Origin of the sequence: Clostridium sp. BIOML-A1 (assembly GCF_009874105.1) — a bacterium.
In the GTDB taxonomy this organism is placed as follows: Bacteria; Bacillota; Clostridia; order Lachnospirales; family Lachnospiraceae; genus Coprococcus.
Genome location: NZ_WWTL01000004.1, coordinates 43,235 through 66,680, shown reverse-complemented (window position 1 = coordinate 66,680; position 23,446 = coordinate 43,235). Strand labels below are relative to the sequence as shown.

At 39.6% G+C, this 23,446-nt stretch carries 17 protein-coding genes; 15 read left to right on the top strand and 2 right to left on the bottom strand.

The features are described from left to right. Positions 1-4 precede the first annotated feature (4 nt). From ilvD to GT641_RS04120, 7 genes are all read left to right on the top strand, one after another. Positions 5-1,681 (top strand): dihydroxy-acid dehydratase, encoded by a 1,677-nt coding sequence (gene ilvD / locus GT641_RS04150; RefSeq protein WP_008402912.1) that lies wholly within the window; start codon positions 5-7, stop codon positions 1,679-1,681. A 25-nt stretch (positions 1,682-1,706) separates the two neighbouring features. Then, positions 1,707-3,389, top strand: coding sequence for a biosynthetic-type acetolactate synthase large subunit (ilvB, locus tag GT641_RS04145; RefSeq protein ID WP_161116894.1), 1,683 nt, complete (start codon positions 1,707-1,709; stop codon positions 3,387-3,389). A gap of 34 nt (positions 3,390-3,423) precedes the next feature. Beyond that, positions 3,424-4,506 (top strand): 3-phosphoserine/phosphohydroxythreonine transaminase, encoded by a 1,083-nt coding sequence (gene serC / locus GT641_RS04140; RefSeq protein ID WP_119962692.1) that lies wholly within the window; start codon positions 3,424-3,426, stop codon positions 4,504-4,506. Between the two features lie 16 nt (positions 4,507-4,522). Continuing rightward, positions 4,523-5,686 (top strand): phosphoglycerate dehydrogenase, encoded by a 1,164-nt coding sequence (locus tag GT641_RS04135; RefSeq protein ID WP_008402909.1) that lies wholly within the window; start codon positions 4,523-4,525, stop codon positions 5,684-5,686. A gap of 26 nt (positions 5,687-5,712) precedes the next feature. Continuing rightward, positions 5,713-6,798: an aspartate-semialdehyde dehydrogenase gene (gene asd, locus GT641_RS04130; RefSeq protein ID WP_008402908.1), complete on the top strand. Its 1,086-nt coding sequence runs from the start codon at positions 5,713-5,715 to the stop codon at positions 6,796-6,798. Between the two features lie 210 nt (positions 6,799-7,008). Continuing rightward, positions 7,009-7,803, top strand: coding sequence for a glycosyltransferase family A protein (locus GT641_RS04125; protein ID WP_008402907.1), 795 nt, complete (start codon positions 7,009-7,011; stop codon positions 7,801-7,803). A 68-nt stretch (positions 7,804-7,871) separates the two neighbouring features. Next, entirely contained in the window at positions 7,872-8,819 is a 948-nt protein-coding gene (locus tag GT641_RS04120; RefSeq protein WP_161116893.1) for a glycosyltransferase family 2 protein, read from the top strand. Positions 8,820-8,880: 61 nt separating this feature from the next. Here GT641_RS04120 and GT641_RS04115 read toward each other — a convergent pair whose 3' ends face one another. Both GT641_RS04115 and GT641_RS04110 read right to left on the bottom strand, forming a co-directional pair. Beyond that, positions 8,881-9,756: an FkbM family methyltransferase gene (locus GT641_RS04115; protein WP_161116892.1), complete on the bottom strand. Its 876-nt coding sequence runs from the start codon at positions 9,754-9,756 to the stop codon at positions 8,881-8,883. 6 nt (positions 9,757-9,762) lie between these two features. Next, complete coding sequence (locus GT641_RS04110; RefSeq protein ID WP_161116891.1) at positions 9,763-11,748, bottom strand: hypothetical protein; 1,986 nt, start codon at positions 11,746-11,748, stop codon at positions 9,763-9,765. A 1,611-nt stretch (positions 11,749-13,359) separates the two neighbouring features. On the opposite strand from GT641_RS04110, the gene GT641_RS04105 reads away from it, so the two are divergent. The 8 genes from GT641_RS04105 to dprA all read left to right on the top strand — a co-directional run bounded on the left by GT641_RS04105 (position 13,360) and on the right by dprA (position 23,409). Beyond that, a complete protein-coding gene (locus tag GT641_RS04105) occupies positions 13,360-13,926 on the top strand; it encodes an AAA family ATPase (RefSeq protein WP_008402902.1) in 567 nt (188 codons plus the stop codon). Positions 13,927-14,077: 151 nt separating this feature from the next. Then, complete coding sequence (locus tag GT641_RS04100; RefSeq protein ID WP_161116890.1) at positions 14,078-15,313, top strand: DUF1015 family protein; 1,236 nt, start codon at positions 14,078-14,080, stop codon at positions 15,311-15,313. 27 nt (positions 15,314-15,340) lie between these two features. Further along, a complete protein-coding gene (locus tag GT641_RS04095; protein ID WP_119962686.1) occupies positions 15,341-17,254 on the top strand; it encodes an alpha amylase C-terminal domain-containing protein in 1,914 nt (637 codons plus the stop codon). 4 nt (positions 17,255-17,258) lie between these two features. Then, positions 17,259-18,194: a mechanosensitive ion channel family protein gene (locus GT641_RS04090; RefSeq protein WP_161116889.1), complete on the top strand. Its 936-nt coding sequence runs from the start codon at positions 17,259-17,261 to the stop codon at positions 18,192-18,194. 302 nt (positions 18,195-18,496) lie between these two features. Further along, positions 18,497-19,603, top strand: coding sequence for a GTP-binding protein (locus tag GT641_RS04085; protein WP_119962684.1), 1,107 nt, complete (start codon positions 18,497-18,499; stop codon positions 19,601-19,603). A 9-nt stretch (positions 19,604-19,612) separates the two neighbouring features. After that, positions 19,613-20,575, top strand: coding sequence for a GTP-binding protein (locus GT641_RS04080; protein WP_243104384.1), 963 nt, complete (start codon positions 19,613-19,615; stop codon positions 20,573-20,575). 160 nt (positions 20,576-20,735) lie between these two features. Continuing rightward, the gene (locus GT641_RS04075; protein WP_243143689.1) at positions 20,736-22,319 is read left to right on the top strand and encodes a YifB family Mg chelatase-like AAA ATPase; all 1,584 of its coding nucleotides are present in this window, start codon (positions 20,736-20,738) and stop codon (positions 22,317-22,319) included. Further along, positions 22,309-23,409, top strand: coding sequence for a DNA-processing protein DprA (gene dprA, locus GT641_RS04070; RefSeq protein WP_161116887.1), 1,101 nt, complete (start codon positions 22,309-22,311; stop codon positions 23,407-23,409). Before GT641_RS04075 ends, dprA begins: the two co-directional genes overlap by 11 nt. Positions 23,410-23,446: the final 37 nt, after the last annotated feature.

Here is a 23,446-nt window from a genome sequence, read left to right as displayed (position 1 = left end):
GAAGATGAAGAGTGATAATGTAAAAGTTGGAATGCAGCAGGCACCACATCGTTCCCTGTTTAATGCACTCGGTATGACAAAGGAAGAAATGGAACGTCCGCTGGTAGGTATCGTATGTTCTTACAATGAGATCGTTCCGGGACATATGAATCTGGATAAGATCGCACAGGCAGTTAAGATGGGAGTTGCCATGGCTGGTGGTACACCTGTCATGTTCCCTGCAATCGCAGTATGTGATGGTATCGCTATGGGACATATTGGTATGAAATATTCATTAGTAACCAGAGATCTGATCGCTGATTCTACAGAAGCAATGGCAACCGCACATCAGTTTGATGCACTGGTTATGATCCCGAACTGTGATAAGAATGTTCCCGGTCTGTTAATGGCTGCAGCAAGAGTAAATGTACCAACCGTATTTGTATCCGGTGGTCCAATGCTTGCAGGTCATGTAAAAGGTCATAAGACCAGTCTTTCCAGTATGTTTGAGGCTGTTGGTTCTTATTCGGCAGGCACCATGACAGCAGAAGATGTAAATGAATTTGAATGTAAGGCATGTCCTACCTGCGGTTCCTGTTCCGGTATGTATACAGCGAATTCCATGAACTGCTTAACAGAAGCACTTGGTATGGGACTTCCTGGAAACGGAACGATACCTGCGGTGTATTCTGAGCGTCTGAAGCTTGCAAAGCATGCAGGTATGGCTGTTATGGATATGTACAGAAAGAATATTAGACCAAGAGATATCATTACAAAAGAAGCAATAATCAATGCCTTAACCGTTGATATGGCACTTGGATGTTCTACCAACTCCATGCTTCATATTCCGGCTATCGCACATGAGATCGGATTTGACTTTGATATTTCCTATGCAAATGAGATCAGTGCCAAGACACCAAACTTATGTCATCTGGCTCCTGCAGGTCCTACTTATATGGAAGATCTGAATGAAGCCGGTGGCGTATATGCTGTTATGAATGAATTAAAATCCGCAGGTCTGTTAAATGAAGACTGTATGACAGTAACCGGTAAGACGATCGGTGAAGCTGTTGACGGCGTAGCAAATAAGAATCCGGAAGTTATCCGTACACTGGATAATCCATATAGTAAGACCGGTGGTCTTGCAGTATTAAAGGGAAATCTTGCACCGGACGGTTCTGTTGTAAAGCGTTCCGCTGTTGTACCTGAGATGATGGTGCATGAAGGACCTGCAAGAGTATTTGACTGTGAAGAAGATGCGATTGCAGCGATCAAGGGCGGTAAGATCGTACCCGGTGATGTCGTTGTTATTCGTTATGAAGGACCGAAAGGAGGCCCTGGTATGCGTGAGATGTTAAATCCTACATCAGCGATCGCAGGTATGGGACTTGGATCATCAGTAGCCCTGATCACAGACGGAAGATTCTCAGGAGCCAGCCGTGGTGCATCCATCGGACATGTTTCACCGGAAGCAGCCGTTGGTGGTCCGATCGCACTGGTAGAAGAGGGAGATATCATCAAGATCGATATTAACAATACTACGATCACGTTGGATGTACCGGATGATGTGCTTGCGCAGAGAAAGGCTGCATGGAAGCCAAGAACACCAAAGGTAACAACCGGTTATCTTGCAAGATATGCCGCTATGGTAACATCAGGAAACCGTGGAGCAATCTTAGAGGTACCAAAGGCTGATAAGTAGAGAGTATTAAAGGAGCAAAAGGAAAATGGCAAAGAAGATATCAGGTTCTGAGATAGTAATTGAATGTTTAAAAGAACAGGGTGTTGATATTGTGTTCGGGTATCCGGGGGGCGCGATCTTAAATGTCTATGATGCCTTATATAAGCATCAGGAAGAGATCACGCATGTACTTACATCACACGAGCAGGGGGCAGCACATGCCGCTGACGGATATGCAAGAGCGACAGGTAAGGTCGGTGTCTGTATGGCTACATCCGGTCCCGGTGCAACAAACCTTGTAACGGGAATTGCAACTGCATATATGGATTCCGTTCCGATGGTTGCGATCACCGCAAATGTCGGAGTAAATATGCTCGGTAAGGACAGCTTTCAGGAGATTGACATTGCAGGTGTTGTAATGCCGATCACAAAGCATAGCTTTATCGTAAAAAATGTAGAAGACCTGGCACCGACGATCCGTCGTGCATTTAGGATCGCAAAGAGTGGAAGACCGGGTCCTGTCCTTGTTGATATTACAAAGGATGTTACGGCTGCAGAGACAGAGTATACATATGAAGAACCGGCAGTGATCGAACGTAAGACAGATACGATCCGGGAAGAAGATATAAATAAAGTGATCGAGATGATCAAAGTATCCAGAAGACCATATATCATGGCAGGCGGCGGAGTGATCATTTCAGGAGCTTCCGAAGAATTAAAAGAATTTGCTGAGAAGGTAGATGCACCTGTATGTGACACACTTATGGGAAAGGGTGCATATGATGGTACAAGCGAGCGTTATACCGGCATGATCGGAATGCACGGAACCAAGGTATCGAATCTTGGAGTATCCAGATCCGATCTTGTGATCGTGGTAGGAGCACGTTTCTCCGACCGTGTAATCGGAAATGCTTCCAAGTTCGCACCAAATGCAAAGATCATTCATATTGATATCGATGCAGCCGAGATCGATAAGAATATTCCGGCAAATGCAAGCATTGTGGGTGATGCTAAAGAAGTTCTGACGATATTAAACAGTAAACTTCCAACTCAGTCAAATCGTTCCTGGATGGCAGAAATCAAGGATTTAACAGAGAAAAATCCGGTTACATACGACATGGATCACTTAAATGGACCGGCAACTATCAAAAAAATCTATGAAATTACCGAAGGAAATGCTATAATCACTACTGATGTAGGTCAGCACCAGATGTGGGCGGCACAGAATTACACTTATAAGGAGCCAAGAACCTTCCTTTCATCAGGAGGACTTGGTACTATGGGATATGGCGTCGGTGCAGCTATCGGTGCAAAATATGGCAGACCGGATAAGACTGTAGTAAATATCGCAGGAGATGGATGCTTCCGTATGAACATGAACGAGATCGCAACAGCGGCTCGTTATAAAGTACCGATCATTCAGGTGGTATTAAATAACCACGTTCTCGGAATGGTAAGACAGTGGCAGAATCTGTTCTACGGACAGCGGTATTCGAATACAGTATTAGATGATTCTGTTGATTTTGTAGCAGTATCAAAAGCACTTGGTGCAAATGCAAGTAAGATCACATCGATCGAAGAGTTTGAAACAGAGTTTAAGAAGGCATTGACAGCAGATGGTCCGACCGTACTGGATGTTATGATCGATTCCGATGATAAGGTATGGCCTATGGTAGCTCCGGGTGCTGCGATCGACACCTGTTTCACAGACAAAGATCTTGATAATTAAAAATAACAATATTTAATAAAGAAGGAGATAAAAAATGGCAAGAGTATTTAACTTTTCAGCAGGTCCATCCATGCTTCCTGAATCTGTATTAAGAGAAGCAGCAGAAGAAATGCTTGACTACAGAGGAACAGGCATGAGTGTTATGGAGATGAGTCATCGATCGAAAGCATTCGATACGATCATCAAAGAGGCAGAACAGGATCTTCGTGATATCATGGAAATCCCTGATAATTACAAAGTATTATTCTTACAGGGTGGTGCTTCCCAGCAGTTCGCTGCAATTCCTATGAACCTTATGAAGAATGGTGTAGCTGATTACATTATCACAGGTCAGTGGGCAAAGAAAGCATACGAAGAAGCTAAAAAATATGGAAAGGTAAATGCTGTTGCTTCATCAGCAGATAAGACATTCTCCTATATTCCGGATTGTTCTGATCTTCCGATTGATGAGGATGCAGATTATGTATATATCTGTCATAACAATACAATCTATGGAACTACATATCACAAGCTTCCAAATACAAAGGGCAAGATCCTGGTAGCAGATATGTCATCTGACATTCTGTCCCAGCCGGTCAATGTATCTGACTATGGTATGATCTACTTTGGTGTACAGAAGAATGTAGGCCCGGCCGGTGTAGTAGTTGTTATCATCCGTGAAGACCTGATCCGTGATGACGTTATGCCTTTCACACCAACCATGTTAAAGTATAAGACACAGGCAGATGCAGATTCTCTTTACAATACACCACCATGCTACGGTATCTATATCTGTGGCAAGGTATTCAAATGGGTAAAAGAGATGGGTGGCCTTGCAGCTATGAAAGAGCACAATGAGAAGAAGGCAGCAATCCTTTATAATTTCTTAGACAGCTCTAAGATGTTCAAGGGGACTGTAGTAAAAGAGGATCGTTCTTTAATGAATGTTCCGTTTGTTACAGGTGATGAAGAATTAGATGCCAAGTTCGTAAAGGCTGCAACAGAAGCCGGTTTTGTAAACCTGAAGGGCCACAGAACTGTTGGTGGTATGAGAGCATCCATCTACAATGCAATGCCAATCGAGGGTGTTGAGAAGTTAGTAGAATTCATGAAGGATTTCGAAGAGAAGAATTCATAATAAAGGAGAATTTAAAATGGCAGTTAAAGTGAATTGTTTAAATCCGATCGCTGCATGTGGCATGGAGTTGTTACCGGATACATATGAAATAACGGATAATTATGCAGACGCAGATGCAGTTCTGGTAAGAAGCGCATCCATGCATGATCTGGAGCTTTCAGATAAACTCCTGTGTGTTGCAAGAGCAGGTGCAGGTGTAAATAATATTCCGCTTGATAAATGCGCAGAAAAGGGTGTTGTAGTATTCAACACACCTGGTGCAAATGCAAATGGTGTTAAGGAACTGGTTGTAGCAGGCCTGTTACTTGCTTCCCGTGATCTGATGGGCGGATACAACTGGGTAAAGGACAATGCTTCTGATGAGAACCTTGCAAAAGCAGTTGAGAAGCAGAAGAAGCAGTATGCAGGTAATGAGATTGCCGGCAAGAAGCTCGGTGTTATCGGTCTTGGAGCGATCGGTGCCAAGGTAGCAAATATCGCAGTCAGACTTGGAATGGAAGTATATGGTTATGATCCGTTTGTATCAGTTGATGCAGCATGGGGCTTATCCAAATACATCAAACATATTACAAATGTAGAAGATATCTATAAAGAATGTGATTATATCACAATCCATGTTCCTGCACTTCCTGCAACAAAGGGAATGTTGAATGCAGATGCATTTGCAATGATGAAGGATGGTGTCAGAATCCTGAACTTTGCAAGAGACGTTCTTGTAAATGATGAAGATATCAAGGCAGCACTTGCAAGTGGCAAGGTAGCAAAATATGTAACAGATTTCCCAAATCCGGCAATCGCAGGTACAGAAAATGTAATCGCATTACCACACCTTGGTGCCTCCACAGAAGAATCTGAAGATAACTGTGCGATCATGGCATGCAAGGAGATCAAGGACTTTATGGAGAATGGTAATATCAAGAACTCCGTAAACTATCCAAATGTAAATATGGGTGTATGCGGTGACACTGCCAGAGTTACGATCTGCCATAAGAATATTCCTAACATGCTGACACAGTTTACCGGAGTATTTGCAAAGCAGGGTGGAAATGTATCAGGAATGATCAGTCAGGCAAAGGGTGAATATGCATATTCAATCCTTGATATTGATAAGGTTCCTACAGAAGACGATATCAATGCATTACTTGCAATTGATGGCGTTATCAAAGTTCGTGCGATCTAAGAAAAAAGATTAGGAGATTAGTAAAAATGAGTGATAAACTGAAAGTCGGTATTCTTGGTGCTACCGGTATGGTAGGACAGAGATTTATAGCATTATTAGAGAATCATCCATGGTTTGAGGTTGTAACAGTGGCTGCAAGCCCAAGAAGTGCCGGAAAGACATATGAAGAGGCAGTTGGCGACAGATGGAAGATGGATACTCCGATGCCGGAGGGCGTTAAGAAGCTCATCGTTCATAATGTAAATGAAGTAGAACAGGTTGCTGCAACTGTAGATTTCGTATTCAGTGCAGTTGATATGTCAAAGGAAGAGATCAAGGCGATCGAAGAAGCATATGCAAAGACAGAGACTCCTGTAGTATCCAACAACTCAGCACACCGCTGGACACCGGATGTTCCTATGGTAGTACCTGAGATCAATCCGGAGCATATGAAGGTCATTGATTTCCAGAAGAAGAGACTTGGAACAACCAGAGGCTTTGTAGCAGTAAAACCAAACTGCTCCATCCAGTCTTATGCGCCGGTTCTTACAGCATGGAAAGAGTTTGAACCATATGAGGTAGTTGCTACCACATATCAGGCAATTTCAGGTGCAGGTAAGACATTTAAGGACTGGCCGGAAATGGTTGGAAATATCATTCCATATATCGGTGGAGAAGAAGAAAAGTCAGAGAAGGAACCACTTCGTATCTGGGGTAAGATCGAGGATGGTGTGATCGTTCCTGCAACAACACCGGTTATCACATGTCAGTGTATCCGTGTCCCTGTATTAAACGGACACACAGCAGCTGTATTTGTTAAGTTCAAGAAGAATCCTACAAAGGAACAGTTGATCGAAAAGCTGGTATCCTATAAGGGCGTTCCTCAGGAACTTGAGCTTCCGAGCGCACCAAAGCAGTTCATCCAGTATCTGGAAGAAGACAATCGTCCACAGGTATCAATGGATGTTGACTTTGAACACGGTATGGGAATCAGCGTTGGCCGTCTTCGTGAAGACACTGTATATGACTGGAAGTTTGTTGGTTTATCCCATAATACAGTCAGAGGTGCAGCAGGTGGTGCTGTTCTTTGCGCAGAGCTGTTGAAGGCACAGGGATATATCACAAAGAAATAAATATATGATGGAAGATATCGCATAAGTAACTGTTAGCGAATAACAGAGATGCAGATATGTATCATATAAAGAAATAGAATAGGCATGGAATATGACGTTTTAGTTGTATTCCATGCCTGTTTGCATTAAAATGATAAATGAGTTAAAAGAAAGGAATGGATCATTAATTGACTTAGAGATCATATAGTGTTCCATAAATAGTATATAGTAATGCGACATTCGACGAATCACACATTTGTTGTCTGTGCTTATAAAGAGTCACCATATCTGGAAGAATGTATCCGGTCATTGGTAGCACAGACTGTAAGATCAAATATCGAAATCTATACATCAACGCCTAATGAACATATCAGAAATATTGGTGAGAAATATCATATTCCTGTATATGTAAACGAAGAAGCGGGACAGGGAATACAGGCAGACTGGAATTATGCATATAATCATGCAAAGACAGATTATGTAACTGTTGCTCATCAGGATGATGTGTATGAACCGGAGTATGTCCGCGCTTTCTTAAAATGTATAAAGACATATGATGATTGGAGCATATACTATACTGATTATACACCGATCAAGCATGGGGACAGTAGCAAGCGGGATGTAAACAGTAAAATCCGAAGGCTTCTTCGTTTTCCTGTAAAGAATCGTAGAAAGGCGAATAAAATCTGGCGGAAGAAATTAACTCTCTGTCTGGGTAATTCAATCGTATGTCCGCTTGTTACATATAACAAGAAACGACTTGGTGATACTGTGTTTACATCGGAATATGGGTTTAATCTCGACTGGGATACCTTCTACAAGCTGGCATGCCAGCCGGGAAGGTTCTTATATATGGATATGGTACTGGGACATTACCGCGTCCATGATGGCGCCACCAGTAAAGATTTTATAGAGAATCACAATCGCGAGATAGAAGACCAGAGCATGTTCGAGAAATTCTGGCCGAAATGGGTTGTGAAGGTGATCATGGTGTTCTACCGGTTGGCGTATAGGACGTATGATTAGCAGAAAGATAAGAGTAAGTATAATTGGAAATTATCATATAAAATCTATGAAAGTGAACATAAAAAAGTATGAGAGATACATTATATATTGTTGTACCTTGCTATAACGAGGAAGCAGTTATTGATGAAACAACAAAAAGATTAACAGAAAAATTGAAAAATTTAATTATGACAGAGCGCATATCGGAAAAAAGCCGCATTTTATATGTAAATGATGGTTCTAAAGATAATACATGGGCTATTATTGAGCGATTGTATAACGAAAATGAATTTGTTACCGGATTAACGCTATCCAGAAACAGAGGACATCAGAATGCATTGTTAGCAGGTCTGTTCGAGGCAAAAGAGCATGCGGACATGATTATATCAATGGATGCAGATTTGCAGGATGATATAGATGTTATTGATAAATTTGTAGATGAATATTATAATGGTTCTCAGATAGTTTATGGAGTTAGAAAATCCAGAAAGACTGATACGTTTTTTAAACGGACGACAGCGATAGCTTTTTATAAATTGATGCGTATGATGGGAGTTGAATTAGTTTATAATCATGCTGATTATCGCTTGATGAGCAAGAGGGCAGTAGAGGAACTGGAGCAATATAAAGAAGTAAATTTATTTTTACGTGGACTTGTACCATTGATTGGCTTTGAAAGTTCTGTTGTGGAATATGACAGAGGTAAGAGATATGCAGGGGAGAGCAAATATCCTTTAAAGAAAATGATCTTTTTTGCAATAGATGGCATAACATCAACGAGTGTTAAACCTATAAGAATGATTACAGCCCTTGGATTTATAACAGCATTCATTAGTGTAATATTTTTGATTTATGTTATAATAGGCCATTTAATTGGGCATACCGTATTAGGATGGACGACCATTATTGTATTAGTTTGTCTGTTTGGAGGTATGCAGATTATGTGCATTGGAATAGTTGGGGAGTATGTAGGAAAAATATATCTTGAAACGAAGAAAAGACCGAGATATATTGTTGAGGAGAAAAAGCTAAAATAAAGACAATAAATAAAAAACACTAAGGCTTTATTAGATTAAAACCTTAGTGTTTTTGTATATATTAATTCCATATCCTTAGGACACCTGTACGGACATATGGTTCTGAGAAGTAAAAATCGTAATAGTATAGCATATAACCATTCGATGAGCAGATATTCCAGTTATGAAATAGTTTCCTAAAATATTTTTCATGCCATGCACAGTGATAGACGCATAGTGCAAGTTGAATTGATTGTTTAGAAGAGAAAAGAAATGATCCGCCTTTGATAATGTCTGGTTCGCTTCCTTCGGCGTCGATTTTAATGAATAAATTATCATTTTCAAGATGTTTTTCTTTTATAAAATCATCAAGGGAAATGTGTGTATCATCAGAATAGGATGAAACAAATTTTTTAATTATGACAACTTTGTCTTTGTAGTTTTTGTATGTTTTTTTCAGTGCCTGAATCCATTCATTAGAACATTCAAAAATGTATACTTTCTTTACAGCGTCGATATAATCAATAGGGAAAAAACCTTCAGCACCACCAATATCTAAAATTACACTATCTTTTTGAGGATGAAATTCTTCTGTTGTATATCTGTGTGGTGAATGTTTATCCTGTTCAAGTAGTATATTTTTAAAGTAGCGTGCAGCACGGTATTTATTTGTAAATGCAGGTTTTAAATAAATATCAAAATTATGATAATTTGTAAAATATAAATTACTTGTCTTATCTTTTTTGATAGAAATATCAGAAGATTTGTATTGCTCTGTAAATTTATATGGAAATACATTTACTTTATTATCGTTTAAATATTTAGCTATTTTCATGTAGTCAGGGTTATCTTGTCTGGCTAGGTAATTGATTATTTTTTTCTTTTTTAATCGGCCGGATAATTCACATAAAATAAATTCCAAATCGTTTTGAGCTAGTTTATATGGTAATCTTTGCATAATGTATTACTCCTTTTCAAAGGTTATTTCATATACGTTAAATTCTGCACCGAAGTCAACTGCATCGGTAATAAGATTTAAGTATTTAATATTATTATCTTTAGACAAATAATTTAGATAACTATCGAGATAGAGAAGTTTTTTGTTTCCTAAGTTTAAGTTATGCAAGCGTTTATTAAGTATGATTGAACGTGTATTAACTTCATTGTAATTGTATGTAGACATATCAGAATAACTAGCACTGTCATTTGCATCTTCAGAACTATCAAGGAATTGTGTAGTATCAATAAATAAGTATGTTTTTTTCGTCTGATCAATTGACGACAATAAATTTGACTGATCAAAAAAAGATGAATTGGACATATATATAAAACTATCACATTTATATATTAATGGTGCGTATATTGTCATATGCCAACGACTTGGAGAAACAATTATTATATTTGAGTTTGTTGACAGATTTTCAATATAGTCGATATTTTTAGTTGTTGGAAAGAAATAAGAACATTGTTTTGTAGCAAGTATGATATCTATTGATAAACTTAAAACTATAACAATTGAAAATAAGGTCATGTATATTTTTGCGTTGTGAAATAGTTTGTTAAATAATGAAAAAGTAATGTAAACAAATAAAATGCTTATTATAGGATAAACAATAAAAAGATAACGTGTAGTGAAATTGGACATTAATGATATATCAACGCGATAACTGCAGATAACAACAATAAATATAAATGTAATTATAATTGATAGTACAAACCAATTAATTTTTTTAAACAGAGAAACGATTGTTTTTTCTTTCAGAAAGGTTTTGAAACGTTTCTTCAGTTTTATGAAAAACGTTTCTTTTCTAAATAGAAAACTAAAAGAAAAGAATAAAATGATTAATACTAATAAAACTACAGGAAAATAGAGCATAATACCTTTACTGTATGGAGAGACGATGGAAAATCCAAATATATCTACAAAAACCATATATATACAGGTGAAAAAGTAGTATTTAAAAATAATCTGGTCATAATTTTCAATATCATCAGTTGTAAATGCCTTATAGGATGTGTCAGTATCATCTACAAGATCTGATGCGTCATTATTATTAGTAAAAGCTTGAGCAGTGGATGTAGTATATTTTCCCTCATCACGGAATTTGAATGTCTGAACTCCGAGCATATGATCAAGTGTAGCGGGGAAGATAGCAATAGAAAGAGCAACTCCAAGGATCATGAATCCTGCATATTTAGCCAAGACATGCCATTCCTTTTTAACCATCCAACATATACACATAATGGCAGTAAGCATAAATGCATATGGAAGGAAGAAATGATGTGTTAAGGCTCCCAGACACGTAAATATTGCTAACTTGATATAAGTTGAGATTTTTTTTCTGGAAGCGGTATCATAGTATAATTTGGCGTTATAATAAGCGAGAATAACGGCAAACATTGTAACCATAGTATACATACGGATAAATATCACCATAGACAAAGTTCCGACATTAAATGTGTTAAAAATAACACCTAATATTCCAACATATCTGGATTTGGACATGATTAATAAAAGCCTATAAAGAAATATAGACATAATAATATAGCACACAATATTAATAATAAAGCCTAATGCGGGAATGTATTGGTCAACAAAAAAAGATGATAAAAAGTGTAATGCAAAGAAGTAAAGAGGTGGGTGCATATCACAAGCCATATTATAATATACAGAACCAAATGAAAAACGTTCTCCTTTCTGAACAGTTAAATAATTTTTAAGCACTTCACCGGAAAGCCATTCATTACAGTTTTTATCATAATTATCATCATCAGATGAATATATATATGGTTCATAATAACTATTTGCAAGTCCAAAACTCCATTCTTCGTCAGAATGCGTTCCCTGTTTTTCTACAAAAAAACCATAACTAAATCTACAAATTCCAGCAAGAATAACTAAACATAATATGATATATACTGTTTTGTTAGAGTTAAAAAACTTTTTCATGTAATCCTCCTATGATAAACGAATAACATAAATTTAACATATTTGAAAAGAGAATGCTATATGTGTGTATTCGTTTTATTTAATATTTGTATTAACATTTTTCTATATAAAATAAAAATAATGAGGGCTATTGATAAAACATATAGTATAAATGCAAACATAGGTTTAAATTTTAAATAAAATAGGAAGATGACTATAGAAAGGATGATAAATAAATAACGTTTCCAGGTATATTTAATAGAATTTTTCAGTTTGTAGCATAATACAGTTTCGGAAATTACATACCAAATTATAAATGTACATAAACTGGAAAATGCAATATAGGTTATATGGGATGAGGATAAACATATAAATAAATCAAGGCAGGAACATAAAAGGAGTGCAATAGAATTGATTGTTGTATATGCCCTGCTGCATTTTAATACTTTAAAGAAGTTGCAACTTACCAATAAAAGCAATGATCGGAAAATAATTGTACAATATAATATAGAAAGTATAGAGATACAATTTTTATATAAAGGCAGAAAATGTTCAATAAACATTTTCATAATATAAAAAGATGATAAAAGAAGAATAGTTACTATACACAGAATATTACTGGATATATTATAATATTTTAAATACTTTTTTGAGTCGATACGGGAAAGATACGGATAAATTAAATTTGATATTATAGAAACGATCATATATATGCCGGAAATTAGTGTAGCAGAAAAAGAGTACATTGCAAAATCTGTACTTGAATAAAAAATATTAACGAAGACACAATCAACGTTTAGTATTAGTAGTCCGATATGCTCGGATACCATAAATGCTATTCCTTTTTTTAAAAGAACAAATATATTTGCTTTTGAAGGTATTGTGTATTTGCCAAATACTAAGGTGCGATTTTGACATAACGAAAGAGTTGAACTAAACATAATAATGGCTGTTGATATAATTAAAGTATAAATATATGTTGTTTTAGAGAAAACAGCCATTGATATTATCATTAAAAGAGTCAGACAATAGTGCGATATTAATAATACCGCATCTTTGGTAAAATTTTTTGTAAATTGATTTATACTAGAAAAATAGCATCTAATATTGATTATAGGAATATTGAATGCTATAAATACAAATGTAATATATTGTTTATATGATAAGTGACTTTTTGATATAAATAAAATGGCAGACAAAAATATATAGGATAAAATTGTAATTATAATGAGTAAACGATTGTAATATCGGAAATGTTCCTCAGGTAAGGCATCAAAATTCAGACTACCATATTTGATGTAAATTCCATGAATTAATCCAAAAGATAACAGCCCAGAATAAGATGAATACAGTAAAAATGTACGATAAAGGGAATAATCATCTATATTCATTATTTTTGGAAGAAAAAGGCAGGTTAATACATTAACTAAAATTGTAGAAATGTTTGTAAGAACAACTGCAATAACATTTTTTTTATCTGAAGCTTTAATCATAATTATTTCCTTGATTATATGTATTGTTACAATTTATTTTAGCAGAAAAGACAAGAATAGCAATATAATTCTTGCTACCATCATACAATTGTGCTAAAATCAAACAGGATTGAGATAATGAGAAAATGGAGGCACACACATGAAGAAATTAATTTTAGTTACATCACCACCAGCCTGTGGAAAGACATTTATTTCCAAACAGGTGGCAAAGGCACTGCCTAATTGTGTATATCTTGATAAGGACACATTAATTGTTCTTTCAAAGCAGATCTTTGTAGTAGCTGGTGAGGAATATAACCGTTCATCCGATTTCTTCCAGAAGAATATCCGCGACTACGAATATTATTGTGTACTGGATCTTGCATTTGAAGCACTGGAATACAATGATACAGTTCTTATAAATGCACCATTCACGGATGAGATCAGAGATGATGAATATCTTGACAATCTCCGCGCAAAGCTTGCAGAAAAAGGTGCAGAGCTCTTTGTAATCTGGGTAAATACCAGAAAAGATGTCTGTCACGAAAGAATGATCAAGCGTGCATCAGACAGAGATACATGGAAGCTGGAGCACTGGGATGAGTATATCAACAGCCAGAACTTCAATCCACCGACAAATATCAAAGAACTCTTTATATTTGAGAATTCTTCCGATGAAGAGTTTAAAGCGTCTATAGAAAAGGTTGTTAAGGCAATCAGAGGTTGATAGGGATTTTGAGTATTGCAACAGGAATCAGCGATGTTTTCTGTTGCAATATTTATATAGAAGAGCAGTTGATTACGAGATCTTCAGATTGATTACATTTGTATAAAATTCATATTGAAGACAGATAAACAGAAATCAGGAGGAACAGGACATGGCGGTTATCAGAAGCTTTAAAGCATTCAGACCAAGACCGGATATCTGCGACAGAGTGGCAGCATTGCCATATGATGTATATAACAGAAAAGAAGCCTGCGAGGAAGTGCGTCGGGAGCCGATGTCATTCTTAAAGGTAGATCGCGCAGAGACATCATTTGATGACAGTGTAGATACCTATGCACCGGAAGTATATAAGAAGGCTGGGGATCTTCTGCATGAGATGATGGAGGATGGCACTTATATCGAAGAAGAAAAGCCGGTTTACTACATATATGAATTGATTATGGACGGACGTCATCAGACAGGTTTAGTTGCCTGTGCATCGATTGATGACTATATGAATAACGTGATCAAGAAACATGAGAACACCAGAGAAGACAAAGAACAGGATCGTATCCGCCATGTAGAAGCCTGCGGTGCGCAGACCGGACCGATCTTCCTTGCCTATCGTTCGATTGATATCGTAAATCAGATCATTGACCGGGTAAAGGCAGGAGAGAAGCTGTATGGCTTTACTTCCCCTGATGGTATTACACATAATGTATGGATCATTAATGATGCAAATGATATTCGGACAATTCAGAATGCGTTTGCCGGTATCAATGAGATCTACATAGCAGACGGACATCATCGTTCTGCTTCCGCTGTAAAAGCAGGACTGCATATGAGAGAGAAGCATCCGGATTATACCGGAGAGGAAGAATTCAATTATTTCCTGTCGGTTCTGTTCCCGCATGATCAGTTGATGATCCTTCCGTATAATCGTGTTGTAAATGATCTGAACGGCATGACGGATGAAGAATTTTTAAAGAAGCTTGAAGATAAATTTGAAATAGAAGCCTGCAGCGAAGCTGTATCACCGGAGAAGAAGGGCAGCTTTGGCATGTATATGGATGGCAGCTGGTATAAATTAACAGTGAAGGACGGCGCGGTTCCGGAGGATGTCGTCGGTTGTCTGGATGTATCTGTGCTTCAGGAAAATGTTCTGGCACCGATGCTTGGAATCGGCGATCCGAGAACGGACAAACGGATTCAGTTTGTCGGTGGTATTCGCGGACTGTCCGAGCTGGAACGATTGGTAGACGGCGGAAAGAAGGTAGCATTTTCCATGTATCCGACATCGATCACGGAGTTATTCGATATCGCAGATGCAGGCAAACTGATGCCACCGAAGTCAACATGGTTTGAACCAAAGCTTCGAAGCGGAATCTTTATCCACAAGATAGTATAAACAGAGTACACAAGAGGAGAATGGGTTATGACAAAGAACACAGAGATTTTCGTTCTGAATCAGGATGAGGTTATGGCGATTACGGGGGCGAGACATGGTGATCCACATCATATACTGGGGATGCATGTCTGTTTGGCTGATGTATACGTAAATGCATTTCTGCCGGATGCGGCAGAGGTTTATGTAGTGGATGAAAAAAATCAGACAGAATATCCGATGCACGTGGAATACGCCGATGGATTTTTTACTGTAAAGCTTGAGAATAAAAAGCCGTTTGCATATCAGTTGAAGATTGTTCGGAAGGTATGGGATGCAGACGGAGAAGAAGCAGATGAAGCGATCATGATAAAGGATGCGTATAGCTTTTCTTATTCTGCGGATCTTGAAAAAGTAATGCAGGTGGTAAACGGAGAGGATGACATTGAATCAGGCTTCCGTATCAAAGAGTTATTTGGTGCAAGAAAGATGAACTTTGATGGCACAGAGGGCGTGGCGTTCTGTATTCAGGTTCCGGGCTGTGTCAGAGCCAGTGTGGTTGGTGATTTCAATAACTGGGACGGCAGAGTGAATCCGATGCGGAAGATTGACTATACGGATTTATTTGAGCTCTTTATTCCTTATGATATTGACCGGACCAGATACAAATTTGAAGTATTATATGAAAATGGTGCAACAGACATTTTCTCAGATCCATATGCAACGGCATTTGAACCGGTTCCGGGTAATGCGTCCTTATTTACAGAGCTAACCTATGACTGGACGGATGCAGCATATATGGCTGACCGAAAGAAGAAGGATATCAGCATGGAACCTGTGAATATTTATGAGGTTCATATGCAGACATTTAAGACCGGTAAAGATGGAGAACAGCTTTCTTACCGGACATTTGCAAAAGAGATTGCGGCCTATGCAAAGAGTATGAAATATAATTATATAGAGCTTATGCCGATCATGGAATATGCGGAGGATGATACATGGGGATATGATACGACGGGTATCTATGCGCCGACATCCAGATTTGGAACACCTGTGGATTTTATGGAAATGGTTGATTATCTTCATGCAAAAGGCATCGGTGTGATCCTTGATATGGTACCGGTCATGGATATTGATTGCATGACTTACTGGTTGGAGATGTATCATCTGGATGGTATCCGTCTGGATAATAAAGAGTTGATCCGCTCCTTCCGTAAGGTGACAGGAGACAGATATGCAGATGTTATGGTAGATCTTACATGGAATACCACAGGGGTTGCAAAGCTTACGGAGTATATGAAGACTGCACCGGATCGCAGGGAGAATTTTGTAGACTATGTATCCGCTGTGACCGGATTTATTTCAGAAGATGAAGAAGTGAACGCATTATCACATGATCAGGTGGCATATGGTCAGGGCAGCTTCATAGAGAAGATGCCGGGCGGCTATGAAGACAAATATGCGGATCTTCGTACATTTTATGGCTTGAATATGTTCCTCCCGGGTAAAAAACTGATGTTTATGGGACAGGAGCTTGGAATGTTTGGCGGCTTTGATGGCTATCATGTTATTGATTGGAGTGTTCTGGAGTTTGAAGCAAATAAATATCTTCAGAAGTATGTAAAGGATCTGAATGCCTTATATCTTACAGAGCCGGCATTTTATGAAGCGGACAAGCTTCCATTTGTATTTGCAGGAGAGCAGGAGCCACATACCGTATGCTTCACAAGAACAGACAGTAAGGGTTCTGTCTGTTATGTAGTTGCGAACTTTGGAACTTCAGATCAGAAGAACTATGTATTACAGACCGGAGCTCCGGGAACTTATAAAGAGATCTTCTCCAGTGATGCTGCAAAGTATGGTGGAGAGGGGAATAACAACAAACAGCAGAAGGTGACGAAGGACGGAAATATCGAGATTGTTCTCCCGGCACTTTCAATCACAGTATTGAAGAAGGTGAAATAATTAAGTGATAGGTATAGCATTGACGGAGAAGCTGGCAGATACTACAGAGTCAACATCAGAAACGGCATCGGAGATCGTACAGGATGCAGAACAAAAAGCTGGATTGCTCAGACAGTATATGACAGATCTGCTGGATTGGTGCATGTCAAAGGTTGGAAGCCTGGTAGTGGCGGTTATCTTTATGGTGATCGGATTTCGGGTTGTGAAATGGATCATCAAGCTGATAAAGAGAACCTTTGACCGTTCCAATATGGATGTCAGTGTCGCAGGATTTTTACTGTCTGCCATCCGTATTCTGATGAATTTTATAATATTGATAACAGCGGCATCCATTGTCGGTTTTCAGGTTACTTCATTTGTCACATTGCTTGGAACGGCGGGTGTGACGATCGGTCTTGCGTTGCAGGGCAGCCTGTCCAATCTTGCCGGTGGTGTGCTGATCCTGATATTGAAACCATTTCATGTAGGCGACTATATCATCGAGAATAATACCAAATGTGAAGGTGAGGTTGTATCGATCGATATATTCTATACAAAGCTTAAGACGATCGATAATCGTTCCGTAGTCATACCAAACGGAAATATATCGAATACATCACTTGTGAATGTTACTTTACATGATAAGAGACGGGCAGAGATCAAGATAGGTGTCGGTTACGAAGAAGATCTGGACAAGGTAAAGCGTGTGGTACTGGATGCGGTAAAGACAGTTCCGGGATATCTGGCGGACGAAGCTGTGGATTTCTTCATTGATGAATTTGCCGACAGCAGCATTATGATATGTGTTCGGTTCTATGCGAAGATCGACCGGTACTGGGATTCCGTCTGGGCAGCCAGATGGAATATCAAGAAAGCATTTGATGAAAACGGCATCGTTATTCCATACAATAAACTGGATGTCAACCTCGATTCTTGCAAAAAAACAGATAATCGAGTATAATAATCGGTTGTGATATGAAAACTAGATAATTGTGTTATAGTTTTACTATATTCGAGTTCAATAGACATTACCAATCAGAGGACGCTTTCGCTCGTTTTCCCGCTGTGTAACTTCGAACTAACCTCGGATAAACCTCGGTAAGGTCTCAGTTAGGTCTGCAGCGGTACTAAGATGCCGCTTATATGCGCCATCTAAGGACCGGCGACCTCAAATGCCTCTGTATTGGTAAGTCATTAAACTCGAATAAGCTAAAAATATCACACAATTATCCGTAGATATAATAGATTAGGAGTGATTTAGAAATGACAAAGATTGATATTATTTCCGGTTTCTTAGGTGCCGGAAAAACAACTCTGATCAAGAAGCTGATCGAAGAAGGTTTTAAGGGCGAGAAGCTTGTGCTGATTGAGAATGAATTTGGCGAGATCGGTATTGATGGCGGATTCTTAAAGGATGCCGGTGTACAGATCACTGAGATGAATTCCGGTTGTATCTGCTGCTCCTTAGTTGGAGATTTTGGTACGGCTTTAAAGAAGGTTATTACAGAATATGCACCGGACAGAATCATTATCGAGCCATCCGGTGTTGGTAAGCTTTCAGATGTTATCAAGGCTGTAAAGGATGTTGCAGAAGAAGTTGAAGTACAGCTTGACAGCTATACAACAGTTGCAGATGTATCCAAATGCAAGATTTACATGAAGAACTTTGGTGAATTCTTCAATAATCAGATCGAGAGTGCAAATACGATCGTATTGAGCAGAACACAGACAGCTTCTCAGGATAAGATCGAGAAGGCAGTTGCCATGATTCGCGAGCACAATGCAGAAGCTACGATCATCACAACTCCATGGGATGATATTGATGGTTCTAAGATCAAAGAAGCTATGCAGAATCATAAATCCGTTAAGGACGCTTTATTTGAGGATGAAGATGAGCATGAGCATCACCATCATCACGACCATGATGACGAATGTGGTTGTGGCTGTCATGACCATGATCATGAACATCATCATCACGACCATGACGATGAATGTGGCTGTGGCGATCATGATCATGAACATCATCATCACGACCATGACGACGAATGTAGTTGTGGCTGTCATGATCACGATCATCACCATCACCACCATGCAGATGAGGTATTTACAAGCTGGGGTAAGGAAACTCCACATAAGTTTAATGAAGATAAGTTAAAAGAGACTCTGGATGAGCTTGCTAACACAGAGGAATATGGTATTATCCTTCGTGCAAAGGGTATCGTTCCAAGTGATGGTACAGACTGGTTATACTTTGATCTTGTACCGGGTGAGTATGAGATCCGTAAGGGAAATCCGGATATCACAGGTAAGTTATGTGTGATCGGAAGCAAACTGGCAGAAGACAAGCTTGCAGAGCTGTTTGAGGTATAGGAGAAAATGATGGCAAGACAACAGGAAACAGAGATTCCGGTTTATGTATTTATGGGCTTCCTTGATAGTGGTAAAACTACATTTGTGAAGGAGACATTATTAGACCGGGAATTCACCGGAGGCGCAAAGACCCTGCTTCTTGTATGCGAAGACGGTGAAGAAGAATATGACGAGAAAGATCTGAAAAAGAAAAATATTTTTCTGGAATTCATAGAAGAAGATCAGTTGAACACAGAGCACCTGTTAGATCTGCAGGACAAATATCAGCCGGAGCAGGTTATGATCGAATACAATGGTATGTGGAAGCTGGATAAGATCTTTGATATCCGTGTGCCGAAGGGATGGACCGTTGTCCAGGTATTATCCTTTGTAAATGCTGAGACATATGATGTATATCAGCAGAATATGAAAGCAACTATGATGGATCAGGTTAACAGTGCGGATATGGTAGTATTTAACCGTTGTGATGAGAATTCCAAGCGTGCAGAATGGCGCAGAGGGATCAAGGCAGTCAACAGACGGGCACAGATCATCTTTGAGATGAAGGATGGTTCGATCGCACCGGATGTGAATGACGAAGAAGATCTGCCATATGATGTAAAGGCTGACGTGATCGAGCTGAACGATGAGGATTTCGGTATCTGGTATGTGGATGCCTCCGATCAGCCGGATCGTTATGTCGGTAAGAAGATCCACTTCCGTGGCATGGTATTCAAGCCGAAACAGTATGGTAAGAATGCATTTGTACCGGGACGTTTTGCGATGACCTGCTGTGTAGAGGATATTACATTTGTAGGCTTCAAATGCTATTACGATGGCTCTAAGAATCTGGTTGACAGACAGTGGGTAGATGTAACAGCAACGATCAAGAAAGAATACTATCCTGATTTTGAGGGAGATGGTCCGGTTCTCTATGCAGAGAAGGTTGTGCTGACCGGTCCGCCGGAAGAAGAGGTTGTATACTTCAGTTAAAGGAATAAAGTAAAAAGAATAAAATGCATTTGACTTTTTGAGTAGATACAAGTAGTATAAATGCAGGCGTATAAAAAGCTGCCGTCAGGCAGCTTTTTATATTCAGGTCTGACTTGCTCCCGTGGAGAGACGGCAGGGATGTCGAAAGGAGCAGATGCAGATGTACAGTAAAGTAACAAGTGGTGGAGTCCTTGGCGTAGAAGGACTTCTGATCCAGGTAGAAACAGACATTAATGATGGTTTACCAATGTTTAATATGGTAGGCTTTTTGTCTGCGTGCGTAAAAGAGGCCGGAGAACGAGTGAGAACAGCCCTTAAGAATTCCGGCTTTCAGATACCTCCTAAAAGGATTACGATCAATCTATCACCGGCAGATATCCGTAAGGAAGGAACTGCCTATGATCTTCCCATTGCCATAGGAATTATGGTATCTATGGGGATTATTCCGTCTGAAAGAACAGAAAATATTTTAATCTTAGGCGAACTGGGGCTTGACGGCAGAGTAAATGCTGTGTCAGGAATACTCCCGGTTGTTCATCATGCAGTAAAACAAGGTATCACACGCTGTCTGGTTCCTGCCGATAATGCTGAAGAAGCAGCATTGATCCGCAATATGGAGGTTATACCGATTCATACTCTATGTGAAGCGGAAGCATATCTGAATGACAGGATTGCGATCGAACCGGCGTATGTGGATGTTGAAGCCCTGCTTGATCAGGAAGAAAATGATGAGACAGGAGATTTTGCGGATATTAAAGGGCAGGAGATATTAAAACGAGGAATGGAGATTGCGGCTGCCGGTATGCATAATATACTGATGACAGGCCCTGCCGGTTCAGGGAAATCCATGATCGCCAAATGTCTGCCGACCATTCTTCCCGGACTTTCGTTTGAGGAAAGTATCGAGATAACAAAGATTTACAGTGTGGCAGGTCTTTTGAAAAAGAATCAGTCGATCATTACCGGACGCCCATTTCGTTCTCCGCATCATACGGTATCGGCCATTGCTCTTGCCGGGGGTGGAACGATCCCAAAACCGGGTGAGATCAGTCTCAGTCATAATGGGGTGTTGTTCTTGGATGAATTGCCGGAATTTAACCGGAATGCTCTCGAGGTTATGCGGCAGCCGTTAGAGGATCGGGAGGTTACGATTGCAAGGATTCATGGCAAATATGTATATCCTGCGGGCTTTATGCTGGTAGCAGCCAGAAATCCATGTCCCTGTGGTATGTATCCGGATCTGAATAAATGCACCTGTTCGTACAGACAGATCCGGCAATATAATGCAAAGATCAGCAGACCGTTATTAGATCGAATCGATATCAATGTAAACGTACAAAAAGTTGCTTACGAAGACCTTCTCGGAACGAAAAAAGCAGAGACATCAGCACAAATTCGAAAGCGTGTGCTGGCTGCACAGAAGATACAAAGGGAACGCTATAGATCAGAGAGCTTTCATTTTAATTCACAGTTAGACGGCAGACGCACACAGAAGTATATCAAGTTGGGATCGGCGGAAGAGGCGATGATCCGTGATGTATTTGAGGAGACAGATCTGTCGGCGAGAGGATATAACAGAGTGCTTAAGATAGCGAGAACTATCGCGGATCTTGATGGAAGTCCCGAGATCAGGGAGATACATCTGAAAGAGGCCTTGTTTTTCCGATATCAGAATCTTCTTGAGGATGGTGAGACGGGAAGAAACAGATCTTACGGAAAGGGGGCTTTCGGATATGGATCTTGACTTACTCCATTTATGGCTTGGGATGTTCCCTGATATAACGAATATGACCATGGGAAAGATCCTTGCGTATTTTGGCGGGCTGCAGGAGCTGTGGGAAGCACCTGACCGGGAGGTTCAGGGAGCTTTGACAGAGATACAGGGAAGCAAGATTTTGGAACTTCGGGATGAGAAGAAGATAATAGCATATAAAAACAGACTAAAAGAGAGAAATATTACATATATATATCCCGGACACCCTTATTTTCCGGAAGAATTACTTAACATTCCGGATTGCCCAAGGCTGTTATATGCCAGAGGCAGGGTGGAAGAGCTTGCATTAAATCGTCCGGGGATTGCTGTTGTAGGAGCCAGAAAGGCTTCCGCATATGGAAAGGAGATCGCGAGGTCATTTGTTTCTAAGCTTGCGTCATATCAGACCAATATCATCAGCGGGTTGGCTGCCGGTATTGATGGAACGGCGCAGCGGGCGGCGGTAGAAATAGAAAATGGATTTACCATTGCGGTACTTGGATGCGGGATCAATATCTGTTATCCGAGAGAGAATTATGATTTGTATGAACGCATTGAAAGAAGCGGTGTGATCTTGTCGGAATATGGGCTGGATGTGGAACCGGCAAAATGGCGGTTCCCACTTAGAAACAGGATCATCAGTGGCTTGGCAAAAGGGGTTCTGGTTGTGGAAGCGCAGAAGAAAAGCGGTTCACTGATAACGGCAGATCAGGCACTTGAACAGGGACGGGAAGTATATGCGGTTCCTGGACGAATCGGAGACAGGAACAGTGAAGGCTGTAATCAACTGATTCGGCAGGGGGCAATGCTTGTAACAGATGCAGCGGATATAATAGACGAACTGGGACTCTGTAAAAAAGAAGAAATTGCACAAAAGAAAGACATGGTATGCAGGGAACAGCTTGATTTACCGGAGCAGGAGATCTTTGCCTGTTTGGGTAGGGATGTTGTATATATAGAAGACATCTGTTCGCGGGTTGATCAGCCTCCGGCACTTGTTCTGAGCACTCTGTTTGACATGGAGAAAAAGGGATATATCAGGCAGCCGATGCGTTATTATTTTACTGCTGTTTTTTTTTAGAACAGGAAGCTTGATGCATTTTGATAAAGAAGGTAAT

Bases quoted from the DNA above. Each gene is read 5' to 3' on its own strand.
- GT641_RS04135 (WP_008402909.1), top strand. From the start codon at position 4,523: ATGGCAGTTAAAGTGAATTGTTTAAATCCGATCGCTGCATGTGGCATG.
- ilvB (WP_161116894.1), top strand. From the start codon at position 1,707: ATGGCAAAGAAGATATCAGGTTCTGAGATAGTAATTGAATGTTTAAAA.
- GT641_RS04080 (WP_243104384.1), top strand. From the start codon at position 19,613: ATGGCAAGACAACAGGAAACAGAGATTCCGGTTTATGTATTTATGGGC.
- asd (WP_008402908.1), top strand. From the start codon at position 5,713: ATGAGTGATAAACTGAAAGTCGGTATTCTTGGTGCTACCGGTATGGTA.
- GT641_RS04120 (WP_161116893.1), top strand. From the start codon at position 7,872: ATGAGAGATACATTATATATTGTTGTACCTTGCTATAACGAGGAAGCA.
- GT641_RS04075 (WP_243143689.1), top strand. From the start codon at position 20,736: ATGTACAGTAAAGTAACAAGTGGTGGAGTCCTTGGCGTAGAAGGACTT.
- serC (WP_119962692.1), top strand. From the start codon at position 3,424: ATGGCAAGAGTATTTAACTTTTCAGCAGGTCCATCCATGCTTCCTGAA.
- GT641_RS04100 (WP_161116890.1), top strand. From the start codon at position 14,078: ATGGCGGTTATCAGAAGCTTTAAAGCATTCAGACCAAGACCGGATATC.
- GT641_RS04105 (WP_008402902.1), top strand. From the start codon at position 13,360: ATGAAGAAATTAATTTTAGTTACATCACCACCAGCCTGTGGAAAGACA.
- dprA (WP_161116887.1), top strand. From the start codon at position 22,309: ATGGATCTTGACTTACTCCATTTATGGCTTGGGATGTTCCCTGATATA.
- GT641_RS04110 (WP_161116891.1), bottom strand. From the start codon at position 11,748: ATGAAAAAGTTTTTTAACTCTAACAAAACAGTATATATCATATTATGT.
- ilvD (WP_008402912.1), top strand. From the start codon at position 5: ATGAAGAGTGATAATGTAAAAGTTGGAATGCAGCAGGCACCACATCGT.
- GT641_RS04085 (WP_119962684.1), top strand. From the start codon at position 18,497: ATGACAAAGATTGATATTATTTCCGGTTTCTTAGGTGCCGGAAAAACA.
- GT641_RS04125 (WP_008402907.1), top strand. From the start codon at position 7,009: ATGCGACATTCGACGAATCACACATTTGTTGTCTGTGCTTATAAAGAG.
- GT641_RS04115 (WP_161116892.1), bottom strand. From the start codon at position 9,756: ATGCAAAGATTACCATATAAACTAGCTCAAAACGATTTGGAATTTATT.
- GT641_RS04095 (WP_119962686.1), top strand. From the start codon at position 15,341: ATGACAAAGAACACAGAGATTTTCGTTCTGAATCAGGATGAGGTTATG.